General features: G+C 74.0%; 10 protein-coding genes. 3 read left to right on the top strand and 7 right to left on the bottom strand.

The features are described from left to right. Positions 1–48: 48 nt before the first annotated feature. A complete protein-coding gene (locus GT045_RS12540) occupies positions 49–960 on the bottom strand; it encodes a LysR family transcriptional regulator (protein ID WP_161297324.1) in 912 nt (303 codons plus the stop codon). Positions 961–1,260: 300 nt separating this feature from the next. Here GT045_RS12540 and GT045_RS12535 point away from each other — a divergent pair, with 300 nt between their 5' ends. Continuing rightward, complete coding sequence (locus GT045_RS12535) at positions 1,261–2,781, top strand: catalase (protein WP_161334210.1); 1,521 nt, start codon at positions 1,261–1,263, stop codon at positions 2,779–2,781. A 184-nt stretch (positions 2,782–2,965) separates the two neighbouring features. Here GT045_RS12535 and GT045_RS12530 read toward each other — a convergent pair whose 3' ends face one another. Next, positions 2,966–3,838: an EamA family transporter gene (locus GT045_RS12530; RefSeq protein ID WP_345942629.1), complete on the bottom strand. Its 873-nt coding sequence runs from the start codon at positions 3,836–3,838 to the stop codon at positions 2,966–2,968. Positions 3,839–3,922: 84 nt separating this feature from the next. Further along, a complete protein-coding gene (locus GT045_RS12525; protein ID WP_161334208.1) occupies positions 3,923–4,867 on the bottom strand; it encodes an EamA family transporter in 945 nt (314 codons plus the stop codon). A gap of 131 nt (positions 4,868–4,998) precedes the next feature. Here GT045_RS12525 and GT045_RS12520 point away from each other — a divergent pair, with 131 nt between their 5' ends. Further along, on the top strand, positions 4,999–5,499 hold the full coding sequence (locus GT045_RS12520; RefSeq protein WP_161334207.1) for a MarR family transcriptional regulator: 501 nt from the start codon (positions 4,999–5,001) through the stop codon (positions 5,497–5,499). Between the two features lie 345 nt (positions 5,500–5,844). On the opposite strand, the gene GT045_RS12515 is transcribed toward GT045_RS12520, so the two are convergent. The 4 genes from GT045_RS12515 to GT045_RS12500 all read right to left on the bottom strand — a co-directional run bounded on the left by GT045_RS12515 (position 5,845) and on the right by GT045_RS12500 (position 9,706). Beyond that, entirely contained in the window at positions 5,845–6,126 is a 282-nt protein-coding gene (locus GT045_RS12515; protein WP_161334206.1) for a hypothetical protein, read from the bottom strand. Between the two features lie 47 nt (positions 6,127–6,173). Continuing rightward, positions 6,174–8,282, bottom strand: a complete 2,109-nt coding sequence (gene malQ, locus GT045_RS12510; protein ID WP_161334205.1) for a 4-alpha-glucanotransferase — start codon at positions 8,280–8,282, stop codon at positions 6,174–6,176. After that, a complete protein-coding gene (locus GT045_RS12505; RefSeq protein WP_161290496.1) occupies positions 8,283–8,543 on the bottom strand; it encodes a hypothetical protein in 261 nt (86 codons plus the stop codon). It abuts the gene before it with no gap. A gap of 626 nt (positions 8,544–9,169) precedes the next feature. Continuing rightward, a complete protein-coding gene (locus GT045_RS12500) occupies positions 9,170–9,706 on the bottom strand; it encodes an HNH endonuclease (protein WP_161294338.1) in 537 nt (178 codons plus the stop codon). 316 nt (positions 9,707–10,022) lie between these two features. Between GT045_RS12500 and GT045_RS12495 the strand changes: the two genes are divergently transcribed. After that, positions 10,023–11,135: a mechanosensitive ion channel family protein gene (locus tag GT045_RS12495; RefSeq protein ID WP_161334204.1), complete on the top strand. Its 1,113-nt coding sequence runs from the start codon at positions 10,023–10,025 to the stop codon at positions 11,133–11,135. The last annotated feature ends 320 nt before the right edge of the window (positions 11,136–11,455 follow it).

Below are 11,455 nucleotides of genomic sequence, written 5' to 3'. Positions count from 1 at the left end.
GGGCGCCCGCTGCTTCTCGTACCGCCGTCCCGGGGCGCCCGCGTGCCGTCACCCCGGGGCGGCGCCGCCCTCCGCGGTGTCCCGCAGGGTCCGCAGCACCCGGCGCACCGCCCGCCCGGTCTCCCCGCCCCTGCGGACCGCGGCCACCACATGCCGTACCGGCCGGTCGGCGCCCAGTTCGCGCAGGATCACGCCGGCCCGCCGGCCGGCCGCCATGCGCGGTACCAGCGCGACGCCCATCCCCGCCTCCACCATGGCCAGGATCGCGGTCCAGCCGGAGGCCGAGTGCCCCTGGTGGGGGCTGAAGCCGGCCGCTTCGCAGGCCCGGCGGGTGATGTCCGACCAGGGACCGCTGCCGCCGAAGATCCAGGACTCGGCGGCCAGGTCGGTGAGGGTCAGCTCCGCGGAGCGGGCGAGCGGGTGGTCCGGGGGCAGGGCGACGTCCAGCGGGTCGGCCAGCAGCGGGACATGCGTGAAGCGGGGGTCGGCCGCGCTCGGGGCCTCGGCGGCGAGGGACAGGGCGAGATCGACGTCACCGGCGGCCAGCAGGTCGTACGCCTCGGCGGCCTCCGCCTCGCGGACCCGGACGGTCACCCCGGGGTGGGTCGCGCGCAGGGCCCGTACGGCCGGTACGACCAGGGCGGGCACGGCGGTCGGGAAGGCGCCCACGCGGACCTCGCCGGCCTCGCCGTGCGCGTACGCCGAGAGGGCCGCGTCCGCCCGTTCCAGCTGCTCGAACACCGCCTCCGTGTGCGCCAGCACCAGCCGGGCCGCGTCGGTGAGCCGGACCCGGCGGCCCTGGGCCTCCAGCAGCGGCACGCCGAGCTGCGCGGCGAGGTTGGTGAGCTGCTGGGAGACCGCGGACGGGGTCATGTGCAGAGCCTCGGCCGTCGCGGTCACGGTGCCCCGCTCGCGCAGGGTCCGCAGAATCCGCAGCTTCCTCAGCTCCCACTCGGCCATGCGCGCACGCTACACGGCGCCCCGGACGGACCGGCACGGGGCGGAGCACACCCCGCACCCTGCGTGACGGTCCGCGGGCCGTCGGCCGGCCACCGCCGCCGGGCCGGTGGCCGTGAGGGTGTTTACCCCGGCCGCTGAGGGTCACGCGACTGAGGAGAGCCGAACTGCCCGGCGCGAGCGGATCCCACCCGCCCGTGAGAGGGGAGCCGGGCCCGGAGCCCCGGCCCGCCACCGCCTCGCCGGACGCACGGCAGCGTGCGAGGGCACGCGGCCGTCCAGTGCACGAGGAAAGGCGTACTCATGACGGAGTTCCACCCCGCCACCACCACCGACTCGGGCGCGCCCGTCGAGAGCGACGAGCATTCGCTCACCGCCGGTCCCGGCGGGCCCATCCTGTTGCAGGATGCCTACCTGATCGAGCAGATGGCGCAGTTCAACCGGGAGCGCATCCCCGAGCGCCAGCCGCACGCCAAGGGGAGCGGCGCCTTCGGCCACTTCGAGGTGACCGACGACGTCAGCGCCTACACCAAGGCGGCCCTGTTCCAGCCGGGCGTCCGCACCGACCTGGTCGTCCGCTTCTCGACCGTCGCGGGCGAGCGCGGCAGCCCGGACACCTGGCGCGACCCGCGCGGCTTCGCGGTGAAGTTCTACACCAGCGAAGGCAACTACGACATGGTCGGCAACAACACGCCGGTGTTCTTCGTGAAGGACCCGATGAAGTTCCAGCACTTCATCCGGTCCCAGAAGCGCCGCGCGGACAACAACCTGCGCGACCACGACATGCAGTGGGACTTCTGGACCCTCTCCCCGGAGTCCGCCCACCAGGTCACCTGGCTGATGGGTGACCGGGGCATCCCGCGGACCTGGCGCCACATGAACGGCTACACCTCCCACACCTACATGTGGATCAACGCCGCCGGTGAGCGCTTCTGGGTGAAGTACCACTTCAAGACCGACCAGGGTGTCGAGTTCTTCACGCAGCACGAGGCCGACCAGATGGCCGCCGCCGACACCGACTACCACACCCGCGATCTGTTCGAGCACATCCGGGACGGCGACTTCCCGAGCTGGACGCTGTACGTCCAGGTGATGCCGTACGCCGAGGCCGCGGGCTACCGCTTCAACCCGTTCGACCTGACCAAGGTGTGGCCGCACGGGGACTATCCGCTCATCCGTGTCGGGCGCATGACGCTCGACCGCAACCCCACCGACAACCACGCCCAGATCGAGCAGGCGGCCTTCCAGCCCAACAACTTCGTCCCCGGCATCGGCCCGAGCCCGGACCGCATGCTGCTGGCGCGGCTGTTCTCGTACGCGGACGCCCACCGCTACCGCATCGGCGCCAACTACCAGCAGCTGCCGGTGAACGCCCCGGTCGTCGACGTCCACACGTACTCCAAGGACGGGGCGATGGCCTACCGGAACACGACCGACCCGGTCTATGCCCCCAACTCCAAGGGCGGCCCCGCGGCCGACACCGAGCGCTACGGCTCACCGCCGAGCTGGGCGGTCGACGGCGAGATCACCCGGGCCGCCTACGTCTCCCATCCGGAGGACGACGACTGGGGCCAGCCGGGCACCATGGTGCGCGAGGTCCTGGACGACGCCGCCCGGGACCGGCTGGTCGACAACGTCGTCGGTCACCTGCTCAACGGAGTCAGCGAACCGGTTCTCGAACGGGCCTTCACCTACTGGTCGAACATCGACGAGACCATCGGCAAACGCATCGCCGACGGCGTGCGCGCCAAGGCCGACGAGAGGGATCCCAAGGCCGCCGAGCAGGCGAACCCCGCGCGCAGCTCGATGCAGGAGAAAGCCTGAGGTCCCTGGGTGACAGCAGGAAGTCCCAGGGCCCCGGGTGACGGCAGGAGAGCCGGTCCCCGGCTGACAGGAGAAGGCCCCCGGGGCCCCGGGTGGCAGAGGAGAGCCCGGGGTCCCTGGGTGAAGCAGGCAGGGTGAGTCCTCGGTGAGGTCCCGCCCGCCGGCCGCCCCCGCGCCGGGGAGGTCAGCGGCGGGACCCCGCGCCGAGCACCACTCCGGCCAGGACGAGCGCGAAGCACAGCAGCTGGGGCCATCCCGTGTGCTCGCCGAGCACGGCCCACGACAGCAGGGCCACGCACACCGGCTGGAGGTAGTACACGATGCCGGCGCGGGTGGCGCCGATCAGGGCGACGGCCTTGTTCCAGGCGAAGAAGGCGAGCGCGGAGGAGACCACGCCGACGTAGAGCAGGGGCAGGACGGTGCCGGCGGCGAGGCGGAAGCCGCCCTGCACGGTGAGGCTCACGGCCTGCGCGGGCAGCAGCAGCACGGCGCCGGCCAGGAACGTGGTGAACAGGAAGGCCGTACCGTCGAGTCCGGCCGGCCGGCGGCGCAGCAGCGCGCTGTAACCGGCGAAGCAGCAGGCGGCGGCGGGCATCCACAGGGCGCCGGCGGAGAAGTCCGCGCCGCCGCCGACCAGCAGCGCCACGCCCGCGCAGGCCAGGAGCAGCCCGGTGGTGCGCCGCAGGCCCAGCCGTTCGCCGCCCAGCCGGTCGAACACCGCCATCAGCACCGGTGAGGCGGCCATGACCATGCCCATGGTCGCGGCCGGGGTGGTCAGCCCGGCCTCGTTGACGAGGGTGTTGTAGACGGCGACGCCTAGGAACGACACGAGCAGGACGTACCCGCGGTGGCGCCAGAACAGGTGCCGTTGCCGCCAGGCCCGCCGGGCGCCGAAGGGGGCGACCGCGAGCAGGGCGATCACCCAGCGCCAGAAGGCGTGCTGGACGGGTGGGACGGTGTCGTGCAGGCCGCGTGAGGTGACGAAGCTGCCGGACCAGACGACCGTGGCGAGCGCGGCGCAGGCGAGGCCGACGACAGCGGCCCGCCCCGGCCCGATGGAGCGGGGGGCCGGGGCGGTGGTGGTCCGGTGGGCGACTGCGGTCACGGAAAGCCTTTCGAGGGGTGACGGAGGGGGACGCCTCTACCGTTGCAGCGCCGGAACGGGCAGGTCCATCGAATCTTTCCGAGCAGTCTTTTCAGCTGTCCTGAACAGTCGCGGCTTGCGGCCGCCGAACTGCCCGGCCACCGTCGCCCCGAAGGCCAGCGCCATGCCCGCCGTCTGCACCGGTGTGAGCGCCTGGCCGAGGGCCGCCCAGCCGACGAGCGCCGCGGTCAGCGGGGACAGCGGGCCGAGGAACCCGGCCTGGGTGGCGGTGAGCCGGCCGATCCCGCGGAACCAGAGCCAGTAGGCGACGGCGGTGTTGGCCAGGGCGAGGTACAGGTAGCCGCCGACGGCGCCGCCGTCGAGAGCGGGCGGGGCACCCTCGACCAGGGCCGCGACCGGCGCGATGAACAGACCGCCCGCGGTGAGCTGCCAGCCGGTGAGCGCGAGCGGACCGACCCCCTCGGGGCGGCCCCAGTGCTTGGTCAGCACGGTGCCGGTGGCCATGGACGCGGTGGAGGCGAGGGCCGCGAGGACACCCACGAGATCGAGGGCGCCGGCCCCCTTCAGCACGACGAGGCTGACGCCGAACGCGGCCACCAGTCCGGTGAGCAGCGTGCGCGGGGTCGGCCGCACGCGGAGCAGCAGCGCCGAGAGCCCGACCACGATCAGCGGGCCGACCGAGCCGACGACCGCCGCCATTCCGCCGGGCAGGCGGTACGCCGCCACGAACAGGAGCGGGAAGAAGGCGCCGATGTTCAGCGCCCCGAGGGCGGCCGCCTTGGCCCACCAGATGCCCCGCGGCAGCACCCGGGTCACGGCGAGCAGCATCAGCCCGGCGGGCAGGGCGCGCATCAGGGCCGTGAACAGCGGGCGGTCCGGCGGCAGGAACTCGGTGGTGACGGCGTAGGTCGTCCCCCAGGAGACGGGGGCGAGCGCGGTGACGGCTATGACGGCGAGGCGGGAGCTCGTGGTGGTGGCCATGGGAAGGCTCCTGATCAGAGGGTGGCGCTGCTTCGATCGCTGGTAAGTAGCTTAGCGCTAAGCTACTTATCGTCAAGTGGCTTTCCAGTGACTTTCTTGCGGGCAAGCGGAAAGGGGCCGATACTCTCCCCATGCAGTCACAGCCGACGGACCCCGTGGACACGATCATCGAGCAGTGGGCGCGGGTACGGCCCGACCTGGACACGAGGGCGATGGAGGTCTTCGGCCGGATCTTCCGGCTCTCCCGTGCGATGGGCGACCGGATGGAGAGGGCCTACAAGCCCTACGGCATCTCGCGCGGCGAGTTCGACGTCCTGGCCACCCTGCGCCGCTCCGGCGAGCCCTACACCCTCTCGCCGCGGCAGCTGTCGGCCACGCTCATGCTCACGACCGGCGGGATGACCGGCCGCCTCGACAAGCTGGAGCGCGCGGGACTGCTGCGCCGCTCCCCCGACCCGCACGACCGGCGCGGCCTGCAGGTGACCCTCACCGAGGAGGGGGTGCGGCTGATCGACGAGGCCGTGGGCTCGGGGCTGGCGGAGGAGAGCGCCGCGCTGACCGGCCTGACCGACGAACAGGCCGGACAACTGGCGGACCTGCTGCGGGAGTTGCTGATCTCGACGGCCGGATAGCCGGGCGGATGGCCGGGCGGATGGCCGGGCGGATGGCCGAGGTGGCGCGGGAAGCGCCTTCGGCGGGCTCTCCGCCTCGGACAGCTATGCGCGGGCTCTCCGCCTCGGACGGCTATGCGCGGGCGCTCCGCCTCGGACGCCTACAGGCGGGCGCTCCCCCTCGAAGACGGCTATGCGCGGGCGCTCCCCCTCGGACGGTCACGCGCGGGCGGCCGTCCGGGCCGTGGTCCGGGCCGCCGGCCGGCACGCCGAAACGCCGGAGGCGCCGGTCCCACCCCGGGGCACGCGCGTGCGCGTACCGGCGGGAGGACGGGCGCCTCCGGCGAAACGAACCAGTGGGTCCGGTCAGACATTGGCCCGGGCGTCGGGCCGGACGTTGATGTTGGACGAGGTCGTGTCCTTCTTGGCCCGGGACTTGTCCAGGACCATCACCAGGCCGGTGATCACCACGAACAGCACCACCGGGGCGAAGACATACAGGCCCAGCGTCTCGATGACGCTCAGGCCCTGACCGGGGTCGTCACCGTCGTCGCGGGTCAGCGCGAGCGCGGGGGACGACATGAGCAGCATCATCAGCGTCGTACCGGCAGCCAGGGCGCCGGCGCGCAGGGCGTTCTTCTTGTCCACGGAATCAAGTTAGCGAACCGCCGCCGGGGCCGCGCGCCCGGGGTGCCTTACGGGGCCACCGCACCGCCGTCCGCCGGTCGGAACACCTCCAGCAACCGGCGCAGCCGGGGTGAGGCCACCAGTTCCTCCAGCGGCACCGGCCGGCCCTCGCCGTCGGCGATCGGCAGCCGCCAGTTGGGGTACTGGTCCCAGGTCCCCGGCAGGTTCTGCGGGCGGCGGTCGCCGAGGCCGTCCGGCAGCCAGACGCCGATCAGCCGGGCGGGGGTGCGCAGCAGGAAGCGGTGGACGGCGCGGATCTCCTCCTCCTCGTCGGAGCCGGGCGGTCCGGCCGCCGGGCTGTCGAGCAGGCCGAGGCTGCCCAGCAGGGCGAGCCACTCGGCGGCGTCGGCGGTGGCCTCGGCCCGCTCCTCGGCCGCCGGACGGGTGAGCAGGCCGAGCCGGTCGCGCAGGTCGACGTGGTCGCCGGTGAGCCGGGCCGCGGTGGGCGGCAGGTCGTGGGTGGTGGCGGTGGCCAGGCAGTCGGTCCGCCAGCGCTCGGGCGGCAGCGGGCGGCCGTCGCCCTCCCAGTCGCGCTCGAACCACAGCACGGAGGTGCCGAGCACCCCGCGCCGCTGGAGCGCCTCGCGGACACCGGGCTCCACGGTGCCCAGGTCCTCGCCGATCACGACCGCCCCGGCACGGGCGGCTTCCAGGGCGAGGATCGCGAGCATGGCGTCGGCGTCGTAGCGGACGTAGGTGCCCTCGGTGGGCGGGCTGCCCTTCGGCACCCACCAGAGCCGGAACAGGCCCATGACGTGGTCGATGCGCAGGGCGCCCGCATACCGGAACAGGGCGCGCAGGAGGTCGCGGTAGGCCGCGTGGCCGGTGGCGGCGAGCCGGTCGGGGCGCCACGGCGGCAGGCCCCAGTCCTGGCCGCGGGCGTTGAAGGCGTCCGGCGGGGCGCCGACGGACATGCCGGCCGCGAACACGTCCTGCTGGGCCCAGGCGTCGGCTCCGGCCGGGTGCACGCCGACGGCGAGGTCGTGCACGATCCCGACGCTCATGCCGGCCGCCCGGGCGGCGCGCTGGGCGGTCCGCAGCTGGCCGTCGGTGAGCCAGGCGAGGCGGGCGTGGAAGGAGACCCGGTCGGCGAGTTCGGCGCGGGCACGGGCGGTCGCGGCGGAGCGGGGGTCGCGCAGGCCGTCCGGCCAGCGGTGCCAGTCGGAGCCGTGGACCTCGGCCAGGGCGTACCAGGTGGCGTGGTCGTCGAGCGCCTGGCCGTGGGCGGCGCGGAAGGCGTCGAAGGCGGCCTGGCGGGCGGGCTCCAGGGGCGCCGCGAGGACCAGCTCCAGTGCCTCCCGCTTCAGCTCCCACACGGCGTCCCGGTCGATGAGGGCGCCCTTGTCCAGGACGTCGGCGCGCAGCCGGGCGGCGCGCTCCAGCAGCCCGTCCAGCCGTTCGCGGTCCTCGGCGTGCGCGAACTCGGGGACCTCCTCGACGCGCAGGTGCACGGGGTCGGGGAAGCGGCGCGAGGAGGGACGGTAGGGCGAGGGATCGGTGGGGGCGCCGGGTACGGCCGCGTGCAGCGGGTTGACCTGGACGAACCCGGCGCCGGCGGTACGCCCGGCCCAGGCGGCCAGTTCGGCGAGGTCGGCGAGGTCGCCCATGCCCCAGGAGCGGTGGGAGAGCAGGGAGTACAGCTGGACGAGGAGGCCGTGGGAGCGGCCGGGCGGGGCGGGCAGCCGGTCGGGGGCGACGACGAGGTGGGTCCGGCCGGTGCGTCCGTCGGGGGCGGTGGCGGTCAGCCGGTGGACGCCGAGCGGGAGATCCGCGATCCCCTCGCGCTCCTCCCCGTCCTCCGTCTCGACGCGCAGCCGGGTGCCGGCGGGCAGGGCGGCGAGGGCGGCGGGCGGCTCCGCACCGGCCCAGCGGACCACTGTCGGCGGCAGGAGGCGCTCGCGGAGTTCGCGCTCCCGGGCGGCGAGGGCGGCGGTCACCGCGGCCGGGCCGCTCGCGTCGACGCCGAGGGCGGCGAGGGCGGCCGTCACGGCGGAGGCGGGGACCTGGACGGTGCGGTCCGGGGCCGGGCGGTAGGAAGTGGCGACCCCGTGCAGCCCGGCGAGCCGGGCGAGGTCCGCGGACTGCGTGCCGGGGGGCTCCTCGGGCGCCGCGGCCATCTACAGCCCCGGCGCGAAGGAGGCCGGGACCGGGTCGGACTCGCTGGTCAGCGGGGCGGCCTCGGCGAGCGGGGGTTCGCTGGTGAGCGGCTCGGCGTCGGGCAGCGGCGGCTCGCTGGTCAGCGGCGCCTGCGTGCACGCGCTCTCGGCGCTGAAGGCGCACAGCGGCGCCTCGTGGGTCCCGGCGGACGTGTCCGCCACGGGTTTGTAGGGCGCCGGTTTGTACTGGGCCGGGATCGAGACAGGAGCCGGTGCGGCCATGGGGGGCCTCCTTGTCGGTACGCCGTGCTTCGGCTTCGGACGGGTTACGGCAGGCCTACCCCGTGAGCCCGAAGCCACGCGCGGCAAAACAGGTGCCCGGGTCATCCGGCGCCGGCACCGCGGTGACGGGGGGGGGACCGGGGGCCGCGACCGCTCCGCCGCCCGGCCGGACACCTGGCGGCGACCACCCCCTCCGCCCGCCGCCCGGCCGGAACCCGCGCCAGGGCGTGCGGACCCGCACGCCACGACCCGCACGGCCCGCACGGCCCGCACGGCCCGCCGACCGAACGCGGGGATCCGCCCAGGCAGCACGTGAGTCCCGCACGGACCGCACGTGAGGCCCCACACCCGACGACCCGCACGGACCGCATGTGAAGACCCGCACGCGACGACCCGCACGGACCGCACGTGAGGCCACACACCCCGCACCCGACGACCCGCACGGACCGCATATGAAGCCTCACACGCGAAAACCCGCTCGGACCGCACGTGAAGTCCCGCACGGATCGCACGTGAAGTCGGCAAGTCGGCACGCGAGGACCCCGCACGCGAGGACCCGCACGGGGAGTCCCGCACAGCCCGTACGGTCCGCACGCGAGGGCCCCGCACGCGAGAGCCCGGACCGATCAGGCGGAGATGCCGTCGATCCGGGCCATGACGTCGTCCGCGCCGAACGGCTGCAAGTACGGCAGCCAGCGCGGATCGCGATGTCCGGTGCCGATGATGCGCCAGGCGAGACCGCTGGGCGGAGCCGGCTTGTGCCGCAGCCGCCAGCCCAGTTCGACGAGGTGGCGGTCGGCCTTGACGTGGTTGCAGCGGCGGCAGGAGGCCACCACGTTGTCCCAGCGGTGCTGTCCCCCGCGGCTGCGCGGGATGACGTGGTCGACGCTGGTTGCGACGCCACCGCAGTACATGCACCGGCCCCCGTCCCGGGCGAACAGCGCCCGGCGGGTAAGAGGAACGGGCCCCCGATAGGGAACCCGGACGAATCGCTTGAGCCGGACCACGCTGGGTGCGGGGACTGTGACGGTCGCGCTGTGCATATAGGCGCCGGATTCCTCGAGGGAGACGGCCTTGTTCTCCAGGACGAGGACGAGCGCGCGGCGGAGCGGTACGACGCCGAGCGGCTCGTACGACGCGTTGAGGACCAGGACATGCGGCACGGGTGCCTCCTTGGGCGTCGGCGGCGCGTGGCTCGCGCCGGGACGATCTGCAGTCAGTCTCCCCTCATGCCTGGTGGAAGCGCCACCATGTCCCGGTAACGGGCTGGGAGTGTTTTCGACCACACCTGATGCGTCCCCGGGACCACGGCCTGTTCAAGCCCGCGTGAGCCGCGTCTCTCCTGGGCGGCCGCTGCGCGGATCGGGCCGGGACGCACGCGATACCCCGTTAGTGTGGTGCTCCTGTCCGTCCGGTGACCTTTTCGTGACCTTGACCGCCCGCCGGTACGGACCGCGCGACACCTTGGAGGTACCTGCCGTGTCGTCCCTGTCCGCCGCCCTCCTGGCCGCCGGCGCCTCGCCGTCCCCGTCGCCGTCCCCTTCCGGGTCGACGTCCCCGGCGGTGCCGTCGCTCCAGGACGCCCAGGAAAGCGCGACGAACGCGGCGAGCTGGGTCGAGCAGAACTGGTCGACGTGGCTCGCGATGGGTCTGCAGATCCTGCTGATCCTGGTCGTGGCGGTGGCGCTCAGGGCGGTGGTGCGGCGCGCGATCACCAAGCTGATAGACCGGATGGGCCGTTCCCCGCAGGCTTCGGAGGGCGGGGCGCTGGGCGGGCTGCTGGTCAACGCCGAACGGCGCCGCCAGCGCTCGGCGGCGATCGGCTCGGTGCTGCGCTCGGTGGCGAGCTTCCTGATCCTGGGCACGGCCGCGCTGATGGTGCTGGGCACCTTCAAGATCAACCTGGCGCCGCTGCTGGCGTCGGCGGGTGTGGCGGGCGTGGCCATCGGTTTCGGCGCCCGGAACCTGGTCACGGACTTCCTGTCGGGCGTCTTCATGATCCTGGAGGACCAGTACGGCGTCGGTGACGTGATCGACGCGGGTGTGGCCTCCGGCGAGGTGATCGAGGTCGGGCTGCGGGTGACCAAGCTGCGCGGCGACAGCGGCGAGATCTGGTACGTCCGCAACGGCGAGGTCAAGCGCATCGGGAACCTGTCGCAGGGCTGGGCGACGGCCGGTGTCGACGTGACCGTGAAGGCGAGCGAGGACCCGGACAAGGTCAAGGCCACGCTGGACGAGGTCGCCGAGAAGATGAGCAAGGAAGAGCCCTGGAACGAGCTGCTGTGGAGCCCCGTCGAGGTGCTCGGCCTGGACTCGGTGCTGATCGACTCCATGGTGGTGCGGGTATCCGCCAGGACGATGCCCGGCAAGTCGGTGACGGTCGAACGGGAGCTGCGCTGGCGGATCAAGCGGGCGTTCGACGCGGCGAGCATCCGCATCGTGGGCGGCGCGACGGCGGTGGAGGACGTCGAGGACGCCCCGGACCCGACGGCGGCGGTGGCGGCCCCCTCGGTCTACGCCAACGCGGACTCGCCGCAGACCGCCGCGACGGCCCCGATCGTCGCGCAGCGGCCGGTACCGCCGGTGAAGTGACGGAACGCCTCCAGGCACACGTGAGAACGGCCGGCCGGCCCGTTCCGGCACCGAGGGGCGCACGGGGCCGCACGAAACGCGCCGACACCCCGTAACCCCCCTCCGGCCGGCGCACCCGTCCACCCAGGCCCCGAAACGACGGCAACACCCGCCGGCCGGCCCACACCCACCCCGACCCGAGTGACAGCGCCCCCACCCCCGGCCGGTTCACCCGCCCCGCACCGCGTGACACCCCCCCGGCCGGTCCACTCACCCCAGGCCGCGTGACAGCCACCCCACCCCGGCCGGTCCACTCACCCCAGGCCGCGTGACAGCGCCCC

This window comes from Streptomyces sp. SID486, from assembly GCF_009865385.1.
Lineage (GTDB): Bacteria > Actinomycetota > Actinomycetes > Streptomycetales > Streptomycetaceae > Streptomyces.
This window is presented reverse-complemented; position numbering and strand designations above follow the sequence as displayed.